The sequence below is a fragment of the Pseudonocardia phyllosphaerae genome, assembly GCF_046546475.1.
Taxonomy (GTDB): domain Bacteria; phylum Actinomycetota; class Actinomycetes; order Mycobacteriales; family Pseudonocardiaceae; genus Pseudonocardia; species Pseudonocardia phyllosphaerae.
Genome location: NZ_JBKGXS010000011.1, coordinates 22,746 through 40,092, shown reverse-complemented (window position 1 = coordinate 40,092; position 17,347 = coordinate 22,746). Strand labels below are relative to the sequence as shown.

General features: G+C 74.9%; 15 protein-coding genes. 10 read left to right on the top strand and 5 right to left on the bottom strand.

Features of this window, described 5'->3' with window-relative positions; translation table 11 throughout:
* Positions 1-33: 33 nt before the first annotated feature.
* Positions 34-555, bottom strand: a complete 522-nt coding sequence (locus tag ACLE50_RS20030) for a DUF4232 domain-containing protein (protein WP_410945133.1) — start codon at positions 553-555, stop codon at positions 34-36.
* A 239-nt stretch (positions 556-794) separates the two neighbouring features.
* On the opposite strand from ACLE50_RS20030, the gene ACLE50_RS20025 reads away from it, so the two are divergent.
* Entirely contained in the window at positions 795-2,330 is a 1,536-nt protein-coding gene (locus ACLE50_RS20025) for a DNA recombination protein RmuC (RefSeq protein ID WP_410945132.1), read from the top strand.
* A 4-nt stretch (positions 2,331-2,334) separates the two neighbouring features.
* Entirely contained in the window at positions 2,335-3,489 is a 1,155-nt protein-coding gene (locus ACLE50_RS20020; protein WP_410945131.1) for a DUF6542 domain-containing protein, read from the top strand.
* 159 nt (positions 3,490-3,648) lie between these two features.
* On the opposite strand, the gene ACLE50_RS20015 is transcribed toward ACLE50_RS20020, so the two are convergent.
* Positions 3,649-4,620 (bottom strand): 4-hydroxy-3-methylbut-2-enyl diphosphate reductase, encoded by a 972-nt coding sequence (locus ACLE50_RS20015; RefSeq protein WP_410945130.1) that lies wholly within the window; start codon positions 4,618-4,620, stop codon positions 3,649-3,651.
* Between the two features lie 112 nt (positions 4,621-4,732).
* On the opposite strand from ACLE50_RS20015, the gene ACLE50_RS20010 reads away from it, so the two are divergent.
* Genes ACLE50_RS20010 through ACLE50_RS20000 form a run of 3 tightly spaced genes read left to right on the top strand, consistent with a single transcriptional unit; the run spans position 4,733 to position 6,845 of the window.
* The gene (locus ACLE50_RS20010) at positions 4,733-5,356 is read left to right on the top strand and encodes a lipid droplet-associated protein (RefSeq protein ID WP_410945129.1); all 624 of its coding nucleotides are present in this window, start codon (positions 4,733-4,735) and stop codon (positions 5,354-5,356) included.
* Positions 5,353-6,612 (top strand): exodeoxyribonuclease VII large subunit, encoded by a 1,260-nt coding sequence (gene xseA, locus ACLE50_RS20005; RefSeq protein ID WP_410945128.1) that lies wholly within the window; start codon positions 5,353-5,355, stop codon positions 6,610-6,612. Before ACLE50_RS20010 ends, xseA begins: the two co-directional genes overlap by 4 nt.
* Complete coding sequence (locus ACLE50_RS20000) at positions 6,609-6,845, top strand: exodeoxyribonuclease VII small subunit (protein WP_410945127.1); 237 nt, start codon at positions 6,609-6,611, stop codon at positions 6,843-6,845. The genes xseA and ACLE50_RS20000 overlap by 4 nt, the downstream gene beginning before the upstream one ends.
* Positions 6,846-6,848: 3 nt before the next feature.
* Here the strand turns inward: ACLE50_RS20000 and ACLE50_RS19995 are convergent, their stop codons facing one another.
* Complete coding sequence (locus ACLE50_RS19995) at positions 6,849-7,466, bottom strand: DUF4245 family protein (RefSeq protein ID WP_410945126.1); 618 nt, start codon at positions 7,464-7,466, stop codon at positions 6,849-6,851.
* Positions 7,467-7,764: 298 nt separating this feature from the next.
* On the opposite strand from ACLE50_RS19995, the gene glpX reads away from it, so the two are divergent.
* The 4 genes from glpX to ACLE50_RS19975 all read left to right on the top strand — a co-directional run bounded on the left by glpX (position 7,765) and on the right by ACLE50_RS19975 (position 13,231).
* Positions 7,765-8,757, top strand: a complete 993-nt coding sequence (gene glpX, locus ACLE50_RS19990; RefSeq protein ID WP_410945259.1) for a class II fructose-bisphosphatase — start codon at positions 7,765-7,767, stop codon at positions 8,755-8,757.
* A gap of 87 nt (positions 8,758-8,844) precedes the next feature.
* Positions 8,845-10,245 (top strand): class II fumarate hydratase, encoded by a 1,401-nt coding sequence (locus ACLE50_RS19985; protein WP_410945125.1) that lies wholly within the window; start codon positions 8,845-8,847, stop codon positions 10,243-10,245.
* 177 nt (positions 10,246-10,422) lie between these two features.
* Positions 10,423-11,673, top strand: a complete 1,251-nt coding sequence (locus tag ACLE50_RS19980) for an EAL domain-containing protein (protein ID WP_410945124.1) — start codon at positions 10,423-10,425, stop codon at positions 11,671-11,673.
* Positions 11,674-11,710: 37 nt separating this feature from the next.
* A complete protein-coding gene (locus tag ACLE50_RS19975; protein WP_410945123.1) occupies positions 11,711-13,231 on the top strand; it encodes an ATP-dependent DNA ligase in 1,521 nt (506 codons plus the stop codon).
* On the opposite strand, the gene ACLE50_RS19970 is transcribed toward ACLE50_RS19975, so the two are convergent.
* The gene (locus ACLE50_RS19970; protein ID WP_410945122.1) at positions 13,162-14,037 is read right to left on the bottom strand and encodes a GntR family transcriptional regulator; all 876 of its coding nucleotides are present in this window, start codon (positions 14,035-14,037) and stop codon (positions 13,162-13,164) included. The genes ACLE50_RS19975 and ACLE50_RS19970 overlap by 70 nt on opposite strands.
* A gap of 92 nt (positions 14,038-14,129) precedes the next feature.
* Here ACLE50_RS19970 and ACLE50_RS19965 point away from each other — a divergent pair, with 92 nt between their 5' ends.
* Positions 14,130-15,581 (top strand): GuaB1 family IMP dehydrogenase-related protein, encoded by a 1,452-nt coding sequence (locus ACLE50_RS19965; RefSeq protein ID WP_410945121.1) that lies wholly within the window; start codon positions 14,130-14,132, stop codon positions 15,579-15,581.
* A 76-nt stretch (positions 15,582-15,657) separates the two neighbouring features.
* Here ACLE50_RS19965 and ACLE50_RS19960 read toward each other — a convergent pair whose 3' ends face one another.
* Positions 15,658-16,938: a PhoH family protein gene (locus tag ACLE50_RS19960; RefSeq protein ID WP_410945258.1), complete on the bottom strand. Its 1,281-nt coding sequence runs from the start codon at positions 16,936-16,938 to the stop codon at positions 15,658-15,660.
* Positions 16,939-17,347: the final 409 nt, after the last annotated feature.

Here is a 17,347-nt window from a genome sequence, read left to right as displayed (position 1 = left end):
AGTTCTCGGGTGTGGTCGAGTTCTCGGGTGTGATCAGCCGGCCGCGGTGACCGGGCCGATCTGCGGCGTGCCGTCGACGGTCAGCGGGCCGTGCGCGACGAAGTCGCCGGGCACCTGGCCGTCGGGCTCGACCGGCGTGAAGTGGACCTCGTTGGCGGTGGCGCCGCCCGGGGTGTTCTGCACCTGGACGTCGAAGGTGACCGGGTGACCGGGCGCGAGCACGGCGGTCTGGTCCTGGTTGCCGTAGGCCACCGTGTTGATGGCGCGCGGCGAGCCGTTGAGGCTGAACCCGACGTGGGTCGGCGATCCCTTCAGCGTGCAGGGCGCGGTGCCCGGGCCGGCGGTGATGGTGACCGCGTAGTGGCGGTGCCCGGCGCTCGAGTCGGACTGCGTCACGGTGGCCTGCTGGTTGGCCGGGCGGCAGGCGCTCGGGGCCGGGGCTCCGGCGGGCGCCGGGGTGTCCGCGACGGCGACACCGGCCGGGATGAGCGCGGCGGCGGCGACGGACAGGGCGGCGGCGCTGCGGCCGATGGTGCGGGCGAGTCGGGTGTTCATGTGCTGCAACCTCTCTCGTGCCTCACTGGGTCGGACACTGGAGAAGACGCCCGCCCCGGCGACGGGTTCGCCCGCCGTGGTCTTGGCCTCCCCGAGGCAACCCGGCGGGCGGCCCGGCCGTCCCCGCGTGGACGCACGGATAAACCCCGAACCGTTCAACACGCCCGTGCCGGCACGCTGACCTGCGACGACGGCGCACCCGCCGATAAATGTCGGTGGTCGGGTGCAGGCTGCGTCGTGTGGATGCCACGAGCCTTCTTCTCGGGACGCTGCTGGGTGCGGCGATCGCCGCCGTCGTCACCTGGCTGCTGGTCTCCGCCCGGTTCCGGGCCGCGGCGGCCGAGTCCGAGCGGGCGTCGGCCAACACCTCGGCCACGGCCCGGGCCGATGCGGCAGCCCTGCGCGCCGAGCGCACCGGGCTGCTGGAGCGGATCGAGGATCTGCACGAGGAGCTGGACCGGGCGACCGAGCGGGGCCGGCGCGCCGAGCACGAGGGGGCGGCCTCGGCCGCCGCGCTGCAGGCCGAGCGGCGGGCCCGCGGCGAGCAGGAGCAGTCGTTCGCCCGGCGGGAGGCGGAGCTGAAGGACTCCTTCGCCGCGCTGTCGCAGGACGCGCTGGCCCGCAACAACGAGGCGTTCGTGGCGCTGGCGGAGAGCCGGTTGAAGGAGGCGACGGCGTCGCTCGCGGCGAAGGCCGAGGGCGAGGAGACCGCGCGGGCCAAGGCCGTCGAGCAGCTGCTGGACCCGGTGACGACGGCACTGGGCCGCGTCGAGGGCCAGCTGCGGTCGGTGGAGAAGGACCGCGAGTCCGCCTATGCCGGGCTGCGCGAGCAGGTGCGGGCGATGGCCGAGAGCTCGGACCGGCTCGGCAGCGAGACCAAGCAGCTGGTCAACGCGCTGCGCGCCCCGCAGGTCCGCGGCCGCTGGGGCGAGATGCAGCTGCAGCGGGTCGCGGAGATGGCCGGGATGGTGGAGCACTGCGACTTCTCCACGCAGGTCAGCGCGTCGTCCGAGGAGGGCGGCGTGCGGCCGGACATGATCGTGCGCCTGGCCGGGGGCAAGCAGGTCGTCGTGGACGCGAAGGTGCCGTTCGCGGCGTACCTGGAGGCCGTGGAGGCCTCCGACCCGGACGTGCACGCGAAGAAGCTGACCGCCCACGCCCGCCAGCTGCGCGCGCACGTCGACCAGCTGGCGGCGAAGACGTACTGGCAGTCGTTCGAGCCGACGCCGGAGTTCGTGGTGCTGTTCGTGCCGGGCGACCCGTTCCTGGAGGCGGCGCTGCGATCCGACCCGGGGCTGCTGGAGTACGCGTTCGGCCGCAACGTCGTATTGGCGACGCCGACGACGCTGGTCGCGCTGCTGCGCACCGTCGCCTACGGCTGGAAACAGGAGGCGCTGGCGCGCAACGCCGCGCAGGTCCACCAGCTGGGCCGGGAGCTGCACGGGCGGCTCGCGACGATGGGCACGCACGTCGCGAAGCTCGGCCGCAGCCTCGACTCGGCGGTCGACAGCTACAACAAGGCGGTGTCGTCGCTGGAGACGCGGGTGCTGGTCAGCGCGCGGAAACTCTCGGACCTGCAGGTCGCCGACGCCGACCTCGAGGCGCCGTCGACGGTCGACCGCACCCCGCGCGGGGTGGCCGCACCGGAGCTCGTGGCCTCGGCCGGAGACGCGCTCGTGTCGTTCGACGACCTGAGCCGTCGCGACTCCCCGGCCCAGGACACGACCGACGACCACGAGGGCCCGGCTCAGCGCCACCGGGGGGAGTTAGGCTGACCGGGTGACCCCGCCTCGCACGAGCGCGGCCCGCCGGCCCGGTGGGTCCGGAACGCAGGCCCGTTCCGGACGCGGCGGCTGGCCGGTCCGGGAGCGCTCCCTGCTCCGTCCCGTCCTCGGTATCCCGCCGCTCGCCGCCGTCGGTCTCGCCGTCGCGGCCACCGCGATCGGCGTCGTGGCCGACCTGCTGCGGATCGGCACGGTCGGCGGCGTGTTCGAGGCCGGCTACCTCGTGGGCTGCGTGCTCGCCGTCGGCTGGGTCCGCCGGCGCAGCATCTTCCTGCCCGCGGTGCAACCGCCGTTGCTGCTGGCCGTGGTGGTGCCGCTGATGGCCGTGCTCGTCGGGTCCCCCGGCGGCGCGGGCGGGGCGAAGAGCGTGCTCATGGCGGGCGCGCCGCTGATCAACGCGTTCCCGGCGATGGCCGTGACGACCGTGGTCGTCCTGCTGGTCGCCGGGTTCCGGCTGCTGGTCCAGCGCCTGGGCCCCGACGACGCCGTCGGCCGGCTCCGCACACGGCTGGGCAAGGACCCCGGCGGGCACGATCCCGACCGGCTCGGCAGGCCGTCCGGCGGCGGGGCGCGTCCGGCGGCCGCGGGCTCGGCGCGGGGTCGCCCGGCTTCCGGGTCGCAGCCGGGTGCACCGCGTTCGGCGCCGACGGCGTCCGGGGCTCGTGGTGGGTCCGGCGGCCGCGACGGGGCCGGGGGTGCCCGGCCCGCCCCCGGGCAGGGGTCGCGGTCGGGCAGGCCGGGAACCGCTCCGGCGGCCGGGCCGTCCGGCGGCACCGGGCGCAACCGGCCGTCGTCACGGGGTGAGCAGAGCCGTGGTGAGCAGAGCCGCGGCGGGCCCGAGCGCCGTGGTGAGCAGAGCCGCGGCGGGCCCCGGCGCCCCGAGCGCGGGGCGCCGGAACGCGGTGGACCGGAGCGCGGCGGCCGGGGCGGCGAGCGCGGAGGTCCGCGGCGGCCGTCCGAGGCGGGACGCCCGCCGGAGCCCGACGCGGGACCCTCCGGCACGAGATCGCCGGGACGGGGCGCACCCGGACGGGGCGACGCCCGGCCTGCACCCGGCGGGAACGGTGGGGCGCAGCAACCGCGGGGACGCCCGGCCGGTGACCGGCCCGGTCAGGACCGCCGCCGCCCGGGCCCCGGCCGGCGCGGCTGAGCACCCACCCGGGCGTTCCGCGCAGCCGCCACCGCGTTCCGCGGAACGCGGCCCCGGCGGCGTCGAGCGGCACCTGAGGGCTGTTCGATCACGCGTCGACAGCCCTGACGTACCCCTCGGCGCCGCAGCGCCGAGGGCGCCGTTCTCAGGACCGGGAGGTCAGGACTTCGCGGCCGCGGCTGGGCGCGGCGGGCGCAGCTCGCGCGGCAGCGAGAACGTCAGCGTCTCCTCGGCCGTGTCGACCTCCTCAACCGAGCCGAAGCCACGCTCGGCCAGGTGGTCCACGACGCCGCGGACGAGTACCTCGGGCACCGAGGCACCGCTGGTGACGCCGACGGTGGTGACGCCGTCGAGCCAGGCGTCGTCGATCTCCTTGGCGTAGTCGATCAGGTACGACGCGCCCGCGCCGGCACCGAGGGCGACCTCGACCAGGCGCACCGAGTTCGACGAGTTCCGCGACCCGACGACCAGCACGAGGTCGCAGCGCGGCGCCATCGTCTTCACCGCGACCTGGCGGTTCTGGGTGGCGTAGCAGATGTCGTCCGACGGCGGGTTCTGCAGGTTCGGGAACTTCTCGCGCAGCGCGCGGACGGTCTCCATCGTCTCGTCGACCGAGAGCGTGGTCTGCGACAGCCACACGACCTTGTCCGGGTCCCGCACCTCGATCTTGTCGACGTCGGCGGCGGACTCGACGAGCTGGATGTTGTCCGGCGCCTCACCGGAGGTGCCCTCGACCTCCTCGTGCCCGGCGTGCCCGACGAGCAGGATGTCGTACTCCTCGCGGGCGAACCGCTTGGCTTCCTGGTGCACCTTGGTGACCAGCGGGCAGGTGGCGTCGATCGTCTTGAGCTGCCGGTCCTTCGCCTCGTCGCGCACCGCGGGCGAGACCCCGTGCGCGGAGAACACGACGTGCGCCCCCTCCGGCACCTCGGAGGCCTCCTCGACGAAGATCGCGCCACGATCGCGCAGCGTCTCCACGACGTGCTTGTTGTGCACGATCTCCTTGCGCACGTAGACCGGGGCGCCGTACTTGTCGAGCGCCTGCTCGACAGCCTCGACGGCGCGGTCGACCCCCGCGCAGTAGCCACGGGGCTTGGCGAGCAGAACCTGCTTGGCATCCGAACCGGACATGCCCCCCAGCGTACGGACGACCCGTCGGACGGTCAGCCGCACGTGACCGGTCCGACCGCGACCCGGCGTGCCCGCTGCGCACGGACGCCGCCGACGGGGGACAATCGCGGCCATGTCACCGCTGCCGCTTCCCGTGCGGATCGCCGCCGGCCTCGTCGTGACCGCCGTCGAGGGAGTCCGTGAGCTGCCCCGGCAGGCCGTCGAGCTGCCGGTGACCGCCGTCAGCCAGGCACTGCAGGTCACGATGCGGGTGCAGCAGACGATCACCGAGCTGGCCATCAAGGGCGACCGCGCGCTCGGCACCCTGACCCCCGCCGAGGAGATCCCGGCCTGGGCCACCTTCGACGAGGACCTCCCGGACCTCGACGACCCGCTGCCGCCCGCCGGGTTCGAGCAGGCCGCGCTCAACGGAGCCGGGTACGCGGCCGAACCGGACGGCACCGTCGCCCGCTCGGCCGCCGTCGACGGCACGGTCGCCACGCTGCGCCCGGCCCGCGCCGGGATCCCGGTCGAGCGGCCGGCGGGAGTGTCCAACCGGGCCGAGGCCTCGGCGAGCGCGCCCACGGCCGTCCCCGAGTACCCGTCGCTGAGCGTCCCGCAGCTGCGCGGCAAGCTGCGCACGCTGAGCATCGACGACCTGTCCGACCTGCTGGCGTGGGAGACGGCGCACCAGAACCGCCCGCCCTACGTCACGATGCTGACCAACCGCATCGCGACGCTGTCCCAGGAGTCGTGACCACTCCCCCGGCCACGAGCGAGGAGAACCCCTGGCCGGTCCGGACGGTCGCCCGCAAGATCGCGGAGTGGATCGACCGGCTCGGCGCGGTCTGGGTCGAGGGCCAGCTGGCCCAGGTCAACACCCGCTCGGCCACGTCGTTCCTCACCCTGCGCGATCCTGCGGCGGACGTGTCGCTGCAGCTCACCGCGCCGTCGTCGCTGGTGCGGGACTCCGGCGACGCCGTCGCCGAGGGCAGCCGGGTGATCGTGCACGCGAAGCCGTCGTTCTACCTGGGGCGCGGCACGCTGACCCTGCGGGTGGACCGGATCCGCGCCGTCGGGCTCGGTGAGCTGCTCGCCCGGATCGAGCGGCTGCGCCGGCTGCTGGCCGCGGAGGGCCTGTTCGACCCCGCGCTCAAGCGCAGGCCGCCGCTGCTGCCGCACACCATCGGCCTGGTGACCGGCCGCGACTCGGCTGCCCAGCACGACGTCGTCAGCAACGCGACGGGGCGCTGGCCCGCCGTCCGGTTCCGGATCGAGAACGTCGCGGTGCAGGGCGGGCTCGCCGTCGAGCAGGTCGTCGGGGCACTGCGCGGCCTCGACCGGGACCCCGACGTCGAGGTGATCGTGCTGGCGCGCGGCGGTGGCAGTGTGGAGGACCTGCTGCCGTTCTCCGACGAGACGCTGTGCCGCGCCGTCGCCGCCTGCCGCACCCCGGTGGTCTCGGCGATCGGGCACGAGCCGGACACCCCGCTGGTCGACCACGTCGCCGACCTGCGCTGCTCCACCCCCACCGAGGCCGGGCGCAGCCTCGTGCCCGACCTGGCCGAGGAGACCGCGCGGATCGCCGGGCTGCGCGACCGGGCCCGGCGCGCGCTGCACGGCTGGGTCGACCGCGAGCAGCGCCATCTCGACGGCCTGCGCCGCCGCCCGGTGCTGGCCGAGCCGCTGCGGATGCTCGACGCCCGCGAGGCCGAGATCGTCCGGGCCCGCGAGGCGACCCACCGCGCCGTCGTCCGGCGGATCGAGCGGGCGGAGTCCGAGCTGGGTCACCTGCGCGCCCGGCTCGCCGCCCTCGGCCCGACCGCGACGCTGGCCCGCGGCTACGCGATCGTGCAGCTCGCCGGTACCGGCGGGGAGATCCCACCGCTGCTGCGCGACGCCACCGACGCCCCCGCAGGGACCGCCCTGCGGATCCGGGTCGCCGAGGGTGCCGTCGCCGCGACGTCCGACGGACCCGAGACCACCCCCACCAGTACGGAGACACCCGCATGACCGAGCGCCCCGCCGTCGACTCCCTGGGCTACGAGGACGCCCGCGACGAGCTCGTCGAGGTCGTCCGGGCCCTCGAGGTCGGTGGCCTCGGCCTCGACGACTCGGTCGCGCTCTGGGAACGCGGCGAGGCACTGGCCCGCCGCTGCGACGAGCAGCTCGCCGGGGCCCGCGAACGCATCGAGGAGAAGCTGGCGCACGCCGACGACCCCGATGCCGACGACGCCGGGGACTGAGCGTCAGCCGGTGCGCCCGGGCAGCACCCGGGCCTTCGGCAGCGCGTCGGCGAGCGTGCCGAACGCGGCCTCGTCGGCCGAGCCGGTGACCAGCAGCCGGACCTGCGGGTTCCCCGGCAGCGTCGCCACCCGGAACGGCTCCCCGCCGGGAGAACGGAAGATCTCCCAGGTCAGGCCGCCCGCCGACGTCGTCCCGGCCGGCGTCGGCGCGCCCGACCCGCGGCCGGCGGCGCCGGACTCGGTGGCGAGGACCCCCTCGGTGGAGCCGTCGGTCTGCACGAACGCGAGGTAGTCGGCGTCCGGCGTGATGTAGCCGACGCGCACCGCGGTGCCGCCGCCCTGGACCGGGCCGCGGTCGGTGGAGTTCGCGCGGAACGGCACGTCCGGGACCCGCAGCGGGAACCGCGACGCCGACGCGTACTCGGTGAGCCGCTCGGCGACGTTCACCGTCGGGCCCGAGTTCGGGTCCTCGGCCGGGCCGTCGGGAGCGAACGAGCACGACCCGCCGACGCTGACGATCAGCAGACCGACCGGCAGCAGCAGGAGCAGCGCACCGAGCAGGTCGCGCATCCCGGTCTCGCCGCGGCCCGGCTTGCGCATCGCGCGCGGCCCGGCCGGCACCCCCGCCGACCTGGCAGAACCGGACGAACCGGACCCGGCTGCACCGTCCCGGACCGGCTCGGACGGGGTCGCCCCGGAGGCCTCCGCGTGCGGATCCGCGGGCGTACCGGGGTCGGATGGTGAGCTCACGCGACCATCGTCCCAGCCCCGCCCCGGAACATGGCGTCGGTCGCTCATCGACTGCTCAACCCCCTCGGACGTGCGAGGATCGCGCCGCAGCGCAACCCGACCCGAGGAGAGACTCCCCGTGAGCCAGCACGCCCCCCGCCGTCGTGAGGCGCCCGACCGCAACCTGGCGATGGAACTGGTCCGGGTCACCGAGGCCGCGGCGATGGCCGCAGGCCGCTGGGTCGGCCGCGGCGACAAGAACGGCGGCGACGGTGCGGCCGTCGACGCCATGCGCCAGCTGATCTCGTCCGTGTCGATGCGCGGCGTCGTCGTCATCGGCGAGGGCGAGAAGGACGAGGCCCCGATGCTGTTCAACGGCGAGGAGGTCGGGGACGGCGAGGGCCCGTCCTGCGACGTCGCCGTCGACCCGATCGACGGCACCACGCTGATGAGCAAGGGCATGCCGAACGCGCTGGCCGTGCTCGCCGTCGCCGAGCGGGACGCGATGTTCGACCCGTCGGCGGTGTTCTACATGGAGAAGATCGCCACCGGCCCCGAGGCCGCGGACGCCATCGACATCACGCTGCCGGTCGGCGAGAACATCCGGCGCGTCGCCCGCGCCAAGGGCCTCGACGTCGGCGACGTCACCGTGTGCGTGCTCGACCGCCCGCGGCACGAGGAGATCGTCCGCGAGATCCGCGAGGCCGGGGCCCGGATCTCCTTCATCTCCGACGGCGACGTGGCCGGCGCCATCGCCGCCGCCCGCCCCGACTCGGGCGTCGACCTGCTCTACGGCATCGGCGGCACCCCGGAGGGGATCATCACCGCGGCCGCGCTGAAGTGCATGGGCGGCGAGATCCAGGGCAGGCTCTGGCCCACCGACGACGAGGAGCGCCAGAAGGCGATCGCCGCCGGTCACGACCTCGACAAGGTGCTCACCACCGGCGAGCTCGTCCGCGGAGACAACGTGTTCTTCTGCGCCACCGGCATCACCGACGGCCCGCTGCTGCGCGGCGTGCACTACCGAGGCGGCGGCGCGGCGACCCAGTCGATCGTCATGCGGTCCAAGTCCGGCACCGTGCGGATCATCGAGGCGTTCCACCGGCTGTCGAAGCTGCGCGAGTTCTCCACCGTCGACTTCGACGCGACCGACCACGCCGGCGAGGCGCCCGAGATCCCCTGACCCCTGCCACCGGTGGGGTCAGGTGAGCCTGACCTCACTCGGCGAGCAGCCGCGCGGAACCCCGCGCGGAGGAGTAGACCTGCGCGTATGAGCTCCGAGTACCGCATCGAGCACGACACCATGGGCGAGGTCCGGGTCCCGGCCGACGCGTTGTGGCGCGCCCAGACCCAGCGCGCGGTCGAGAACTTCCCGATCTCCGGACGAGGCCTGGAGCGCGCCCAGATCCGCGCGCTCGGCCTGGTCAAGGCGGCCGCCGCCCGCGCCAACCTCGAGCTGGGCGTGCTCGACGAGGCCAAGGCCGGCGCCATCGCGGCCGCCGCCGACGAGGTCGCCGACGGCCGCTGGGACGACCACTTCCCGGTCGACGTGTTCCAGACCGGCTCGGGGACGTCGTCGAACATGAACGCCAACGAGGTCATCGCGACGATCGCGGCGAAGGCGGGCACCGAGGTTCACCCGAACGACGACGTCAACGCCTCGCAGTCCTCGAACGACGTCTTCCCGACCACGATCCACCTGGCCGCCACCGAGGCGCTGGCCACCGAGGTCGCCCCCGCGCTGGAGCACCTGGAGGCGGCACTGCGCCGCCGCGCGCAGGACTGGGCGGAGGTCGTGAAGGCCGGGCGCACCCACCTGATGGACGCCGTCCCGATCACCCTCGGCCAGGAGGCCGGCGGCTGGGCCAGCCAGGCCGGCTACGGCGCCGACCGGGTCCGCGACGCGCTCCCCCGCCTGGCCGTGCTGCCGATCGGCGGAACGGCGGTCGGCACCGGGTTGAACGCCCCGGCCGGGTTCGGCGCCGCCGTGGTGGAGAAGCTGCGCGAGGCCACCGGGCTCGACCAGCTCACCGAGGCGGCCGACCACATCGAGGCCCAGGGCTCCCGCGACGGCCTGGTCGAGGGCTCCGGCGCGCTGCGCACCGTGGCGACCGGCCTCTACAAGATCGCCAACGACCTGCGCTGGCTGTCCTCGGGCCCGCGCACCGGGCTCGCGGAGATCCACCTGCCGGATCTGCAGCCGGGCAGCTCGATCATGCCGGGCAAGGTCAACCCGGTGATCTGCGAGGCCACGATGATGGTGTGCGCACAGGTCATGGGCAACGACGTGACCGTCGGCTTCTCCGGTAGCCAGGGCAACCTCGAGCTGAACGTGATGATGCCGGTCATGGCGCGCAACGTGCTGGAGTCCGCGCGGCTGATCGCCAACGCCGCCCGGCTGCTGGCCGACAAGGTCGTCGACGGGATGGAGGCCGACGTCGACCGCACCCGGGAGTACGCCGAGTCGTCGCCGTCGATCGTCACCCCGCTCAACTCGAAGATCGGCTACGAGGAGGCGGCGGCCGTCGCGAAGCAGGCCCTGAAGGAGCGGAAGACGATCCGGGAGGTCGTCATCGAGCGCGGCCACGTCGAGAACGGCACCCTCACCGAGGCCGACCTGGACCGTGCGCTCGACGTGCTGGCGATGACCCGGGGCGAGAAGCGCGGCTGACCCGGCCCCGACCAGGAGACGGGGGACGATTCGGACGATCCCCTCGCACCGTGTGCGACGCGCCGTGTGCGAGGGGTCAGTCCATCCGTTGTTCACAGATTCGTGATCGTTCGGACGCCACGTTCATGACAGTCTGTGACAACTGCTGAAGATCACTCCCCCGAACGGACTCTTGCCGTGCCCCCCAACGAGCTGAGTGGACGTTTTCGCTACGAGCCGGTACACGACCTGCGCACCGGCCGGTTCGCCGGTGTCGAGGTCGTCCTCCGGCACCCGCAGGACCGCGTGCCCGAGGACGTCCACGACCGCGGCGCCCGCCGGGCGGCCGAGCTGGACGCGTCGACGGCCCTGTCCGCGGTCGCCTCCGCCCGCGCCCTGGACCCGGCCGTGCCCGTGCAGGTCGACGTCGCCGCCGACACCGCCGTGCTCGCCCGCGACCGGCTGGCCTCGATGCTCGCCGGCGCGACCGTGGCGCCGATGCTGGAGATCGGGCCGCCGGTCGTCGTCGCGACACCGGCCGAGCAGCTGGTCCCCGCGCTGGCCGACCTGCGCCGCCGCGGCTTCCGGATCGCCCTCGACGGCGTCGGCCGTGCGTTCGGCCCCGAGATGATCGCCGCCGTCCGGCCGGACGTGGTGAAGTTCGAGCCGGACCTCACCGTCGGCACCGCCGATGCGGGCGTCACGGCGTCGGTGCGGGCGGTGCTGGAGGTCTGCCGGGCCGTCGGGGTGCTCGTCGCCGCGACCGGCGTCCGGGACCCGCAGCTGCTGCCCGGGCTCTACGCAGGCGGTGTCGTCCTCGCCCAGGGGCCGCTCCTCGGCGGGACCCGTGACCTGCCCGAACCCGACGGCGCGACGCTCCCGGCTCTGCTCACCCTGCTGCACGCCGCCCCGCGCACCCCGCACCGGCCGTCGCCGGTGCCCCGGGCCCCGGTGCCCGGGGCGCCGTCCGCGACCGGCCGGAACGTCGTCCCGCCGAACGCGGACCCACCGGTGCGCGGGCTCGCGACACCGGCGATCGTGCTGCCCGAGGACGCCCTCTGCGAGACCGTCCGCGACGCCGTGCGCGAGCACCCGGACGCGTCCGGGGTCGTGCTCGTCGACGCCGCCCACCACCCCGTCGGCTACCTCGACCGCAGCCGCTTCCTGCTCGAGATGACCGGCCGCTTCGGGCACGCCCTCTGGGCCGACAAGCCCGCGCACAAGCTCGCCGACCCGCCCCGCCTGGTGGACGAGCGTGCCCCGCTCGGGCGGGCGCTGGAACTGAGCCTGTCCGGCGACCCCGCCCGCTCCTACGACGACCTCGTCGTCGTCACCCCGGAGGGAACCTGCCGCGGCGTCGTCGCCGTCGCCGAGCTGTGGCGCCGCTCGATCCGCCCGGCCGGACCCGCCCGTCCCCGCCCCGGAACCGGTGCCGCCTGCAGCGCATGACGCGCAGACCGTCGGTCCCCGCTGCTCTACTGACCGGGTGCTGTTCTCCGACGTCGTCGCCACCTCCGCCGCGGTCGGCGCGACCCGCTCTCGCACCGCGAAGGCCACCGCGCTGGCCGGGCTGCTGCGTGCCGCCGCGCCCGGCGAGGTCGTCCCGGTCGTCGCGTGGCTGTCCGGGGCGCCGCGCCAGGGCCGGATCGGCACCGGATGGCGGACCCTGTCCGGGCTCGACGCCGCCCCGGCCGGCGACCCGTCGCTGACCGTCGAGGCCGTCGACGCGCTGCTCGACGAGCTGACCGCCACCAGCGGCTCCGGCTCCACCGCCCGCCGCCACGACCTGCTGCAACGGCTCTACGGCGCCGCCACCGCCGACGAGCAGCGGTTCCTGCACCGGCTGCTCACCGGCGAGCTGCGCCAGGGCGCGCTGGAGGGGCTGATGGTCGAGGCGGTCGCCGCCGCGTCCGGGGTCACGCAGACCGTGGTGCGCCGGGCACTGATGCTGTCCGGTCGGCTGCCCGAGACCGCCGCGGCGGCGCTCGCCGGTGGCGCCGACGCCCTGGCCGGCATCGGGCTGGAGGTCGGCCGCCCGCTGCGACCGATGCTCGCCTCCCCCGGCGACTCGCTCGACGCCGCGCTGGCCGCACTCGGCGAGCGGGTCACCGTCGAGCACAAGCTCGACGGCGCCCGGATCCAGGTGCACCGCCACGGCGACGACGTCCGGGTCTGGACCCGCACGCTGCGCGAGATCACCGACGGCGTGCCCGAACTCGTCGCGCTGGTGCGCGGGCTGCCGTGTGACACCGTCGTGCTCGACGGGGAGACCCTCGCCCTCGACGACGACGGCCGCCCCCGCCCCTTCCAGGACACGATGAGCCGGTTCGGCGCCGAGGCCGACCGCGACGTCGTGCTGTCGCCGTTCTTCTTCGACCTGCTGCACCTCGACGGCCGGGACCTGGTCGACGAGCCCCTCGCCACCCGGCTCGACGCGCTCGACGGGCTGCTCGCGGACCATCCGGCACTACGGATGCACGGCGCCCGCGAACCCACCGCCGCCGAGGCCGCGGCCGTGCTGGACGCGGCGCTGGCGGCCGGGCACGAGGGCGTCGTCGTGAAGGACCTGGCGGCGCCCTACGCCGCGGGCCGGCGCGGGAAGGCGTGGCAGAAGGTCAAGCCGGTGCACACCCTCGACCTCGTGGTGCTCGGCGCGGAGTGGGGGTACGGGCGGCGGACCGGGTCGCTGTCCAACATCCACCTCGGTGCCCGCGATCCCGGCGGTGGCGAGCCGGTCATGGTCGGCAAGACGTTCAAGGGGATGACCGACGAGCTGCTGGCCTGGCAGACCGCGACGTTCCCGCAGTACGCCCGGGCCGAGGAGCCCGGCGTGGTGTACCTGCGGCCCGAGCTCGTCGTGGAGATCGCGCTCGACGGGGCGCAGCGCTCCACCCGGTACCCGGGTGGCGTCGCGCTGCGGTTCGCGCGGGTGCTGCGCTACCGGCCGGACAAGACCCCGGCCCAGGCGGACACGCTGGAGTCGGTGCGCGCGTTGCTGTCCGGCTGAGTGTCCCCGGAACCGGCGCCGTCGGCTGTCGCGGCCCGGTGCGCCAGCGACCCCGGCCGGGACCGGGCGATCACCGCGGCCAGCACCCGGCCGTCGGAGCCCAACAGGGTGCGCTCGGTGCCGAGCACCGGGGTGCGGGTCGCGACGCCGAGCTGCAGCGCGACGTCCGGGTCCGCGGGCACCGGGCCGCAGCGGGTACGGACCTCGGCCGGGGCCAGGCCTGCGTCGGCGAGCAGGCGGTCGAAGATCCCGGTCTCGGGCACGGCGAGCAGCGCGGCCGCGTCGGTCCCGGAGAGGTAGTGCGTCGCGAACAGCCTGCCCCCGTCGACGGTCACCGACACGCACTCCAGCCGCAGGCACGGGCTCCCGGACGGCACACCGAGCCAGGTCGCGAGTGCCTCCGGGGCGGCGATCCCGGCGCGGTCCACCCAGCGCGGCGGCTGTGCCGGGTCCGGGTCGGGCACCGCCGGGATGTGCCGGGCCGATCCGCTCCCGGCGGGAGCGCCGGACGCGGGCACGGTGCCGGGCACACGCGGCAGCACGGGCGCCGGGGCGGTGCCGGTGTAGCCCGGCCGGGCCACCACCCGGAACGCGCCGGGGCCGGGGCGCAGCAGGCCCTCGTCGGTGAGCAGGGCCAGCGCGGTGCGGACCGCGGACCGCGACGCCGCGTACTCGCGCATGAGCTCGTCGGTGCCCGGGAGGAGCCCGCGCAGCTGGGATCGGCCGGCGATCGCGACCCGGAGCAGGTCGCGGACCCGGCGGGCGTCCCCCGAGCGTGCGGGGGCGATCGGCGACGGTACCGGCATGTACCCGACGGTAATCACGCACGGTTGCCCGATGGTTCCTCCGACGTGACGGCCTCGTGACAAGTCCCGTGCGGGCGTAGCATCTTCTGACCGTGCGCTTCCTCGACGACCGGACCCCCGAACACGACCTCACCTACGACGACGTGTTCCTCGTTCCCCGCCGCTCCGACGTCGTCTCCCGCTTCGACGTCGACCTGACCACCCCGGACGGCACCGGCGCCACGGTGCCGGTGGTCGCGGCCAACATGACCGCCGTCGCCGGGCGGCGGATGGCCGAGACCCTCGCCCGCCGCGGCGCCCTGACCGTGCTGCCGCAGGACGTGGCGACCGACGCCGTCGCCGACATCGTCGGCTGGATCAAGCAGCGGGACCCGGTGTGGGACACCCCGCTGGTGCTGCGGACCGGGGACGCCGTCGCCGACGCGCTGAACCTGCTGCCCAAGCGCGCGCACGACGCCGTCGTGGTCGTCGACGACGGCGGCCGCCCGGTCGGCACCGTCGACGAGGCCGCCTGCCTGGGCGTCGACCGCTTCACCCGGCTCGCCGACGTCCTCGACCCGGACCCGGTCACGCTGGCGCTGGACACACCGCCGCGGGAGGTGTTCGAGGCGCTGCAGAGCACTCGGCGCGCCCACGCCGTCGCCCTCGGTCTCGACGACGACGGCAGGCTCGCCGGTCTGCTCACCCCGCTCGGTGCGCTGCGCGCCGGCATCTACACCCCCGCGCTCGACGCCCGCGGCCGGTTGCGGACCGCGGCCGCGATCGGGATCAACGGCGACGTGGCGGTGAAGGCGAAGGCGCTGCTCGACGCGGGGGTGGACGTCCTCGTCGTCGACACCGCGCACGGGCACCAGGGCAAGATGCTCGACGCGCTGCGCGTGGTGCGCTCGGTCGTCGACACCGAGGGGGCCGCGGTGCCGGTCGCCGCGGGCAACGTCGTCACCGCCGAGGGCGCCGCGGACCTCGCCGACGCCGGGGCCGACATCGTCAAGGTCGGCGTCGGGCCGGGCGCGATGTGCACCACGCGGATGATGACCGGCGTCGGGCGGCCGCAGTTCTCCGCCGTCGCCGAGTGCGTGGCCGCGGCCCGCGAGCGCGGCGCCGTCGTCTGGGCCGACGGCGGGGTGCGCCACCCGCGCGACGTCGCGCTGGCCCTGGCCGCGGGCGCCGCGTCGGTGATGATCGGGTCCTGGCTGGCCGGGACCTACGAGTCCCCCGGCGACCTGCTGCGCGACGAGCACGGCCGGGCGTACAAGGAGTCGTTCGGGATGGCGTCGAAGCGGGCGGTCAGCGCGCGGACCCGCGGGGACAACGCCTTCGACCGGGCCCGCAAGTCGCTGTTCGAGGAGGGCATCTCGTCCTCGCGCCAGCGGCTCGACCCGGACCGTCCCGGCGTCGAGGACGTGCTCGACGGCATCTGCTCCGGCGTGCGGTCGGCCTGCACCTACACCGGCGCCCGGACCCTCGGCGAGCTGCACGAGCGGTCGGTCGTCGGGATGCAGACCACGGCCGGGTTCACCGAGGGCACCCCGCACGGGCGCTGAGCACTCGGGCCCCCGCACGCACCGCGGCCCCCGCACACGCCGGTGTGTGCGGGGGCCGCGGCCGGGAGCGGGCGGGTCAGGAGTTCGGGCCCTCCAGCATCTCGGTGACCAGCGCGGCGATCGGCGAGCGCTCGCTGCGGGTCAGCGTGACGTGCGCGAACAGCGGGTGGCCCTTGAGCTTCTCGATGACGGCGTTGACGCCGTCGTGCCGCCCGACCCGCAGGTTGTCGCGCTGCGCGACGTCGTGGGTGAGCACCACCCGCGACGCGGCGCCGAGCCGGGACAGCACCGTCAGCAGCACGTTGCGCTCCAGCGACTGCGCCTCGTCGACGATGACGAAGGTGTCGTGCAGCGACCGGCCGCGGATGTGGGTCAGCGGCAGGACCTCGAGCATCCCGCGGGCGATGACCTCGTCGATCACGTCCTGACTGACCAGCGCACCCAGGGTGTCGAAGACGGCCTGCGCCCAGGGCTGCATCTTCTCGCTCTCGTTGCCGGGCAGGTACCCGAGGTCCTGCCCGCCGACGGCGTAGAGCGGCCGGAAGACGACGATCTTGCGGTGCTGCTGGCGTTCCAGCACCGCCTCCAGCCCGGCGCACAGCGCCATCGCCGACTTACCGGTGCCGGCGCGCCCGCCGAGCGAGACGATCCCGACCTCGTTGTCCAGCAACAGGTCCAGCGCGATCCGCTGCTCGGCGGACCGGCCGTGCAGCCCGAAGGCCTCCCGGTCGCCGCGGACGAGCTTCACCCGCTTGTCGGCGGTGACCCGGCCGAGCGCGCTCGACGCGCCGGTCAGCCGCACGCCGGTGTTGCAGGGCAGCTCGCGGGCGTCGTCGTGGTCGAGGACGCCGTCGCGGAACAGCGTGTCGACGTCGTCCGGCGTGACCTCCAGGTCGCTCATCCCGGTCCAGCCGGAGAACAGCACGTCCTGGCCGTGGTACTCGTCGGAGTCCAGCCCGACCGCCGCGGCCTTCACCCGCAGCGGCATGTCCTTGGTGACCAGCGTGACGCCCGGCGGAGCCGTCGGGTCGGCCTTCAGGTTCAGCGCACAGGCCAGGATCCGGGAGTCGTTCGAGTCGGTGCGGAAGCCCGCGGGCAGCACCGTCGGATCCGAGTGGTTGAGCTCGACGTGCAGGGTGCCTCCGTTGTCTCCGATGGGGATCGGGGCGTCGAGGCGGCCGTACTTCACCCGCATCTCGTCGAGCTGCCGCAGTGCGGTCCGGGCGAACCATCCGAGCTCGGGGTGGTGACGCTTGGCCTCCAGCTCCGAGATCACCACCAGCGGCAGGACGACCTGGTGCTCGTCGAAGCGCAGCAGCGACCACGGGTCGCTGAGCAGCACCGATGTGTCGAGCACGTAGCAGCGGGTTCCTGCCGGGGCGTCCCCGACCGGCTCCTGGGACGAGGCCTGGGCCGGGTCGGTGAGGGCGGGACGTCGATCGGTCACGAGGGCTCCCTCGCAGGCGCGGCACCACGCCTGCTCTGCGTCGGGCCGGCCGGCCCTGATGCGGAGTGCGGCGACGACGAACCACCTCGGCGGTCCGTCTGCCGGCACGACCGCAAGGGCCGGATGCCGGCCCTCTCGGGTGCGTCAGACACCACGTTCAGGGCCTCCCGGACGGGCCGCGTGGGGTACGACCCGCCGATCCGGACGCTACCGGTGGTCACCCTCGTGCGGTCAATAGCAACTCTCCGACGAGGCGGCGACTTCGACCCCGATGGCAGAGTCGTAACCTACCGTTCATCGTTCGTCGAATACCGTCCGG

Coding starts and splice junctions, on each gene's coding strand:
- ACLE50_RS20030 (WP_410945133.1), bottom strand. CDS start 555: ATGAACACCCGACTCGCCCGCACCATCGGCCGCAGCGCCGCCGCCCTG.
- ACLE50_RS20015 (WP_410945130.1), bottom strand. CDS start 4,620: ATGTCCGGTTCGGATGCCAAGCAGGTTCTGCTCGCCAAGCCCCGTGGC.
- ACLE50_RS20010 (WP_410945129.1), top strand. CDS start 4,733: ATGTCACCGCTGCCGCTTCCCGTGCGGATCGCCGCCGGCCTCGTCGTG.
- ACLE50_RS20000 (WP_410945127.1), top strand. CDS start 6,609: ATGACCGAGCGCCCCGCCGTCGACTCCCTGGGCTACGAGGACGCCCGC.
- glpX (WP_410945259.1), top strand. CDS start 7,765: ATGGAACTGGTCCGGGTCACCGAGGCCGCGGCGATGGCCGCAGGCCGC.
- ACLE50_RS19985 (WP_410945125.1), top strand. CDS start 8,845: ATGAGCTCCGAGTACCGCATCGAGCACGACACCATGGGCGAGGTCCGG.
- ACLE50_RS19970 (WP_410945122.1), bottom strand. CDS start 14,037: ATGCCGGTACCGTCGCCGATCGCCCCCGCACGCTCGGGGGACGCCCGC.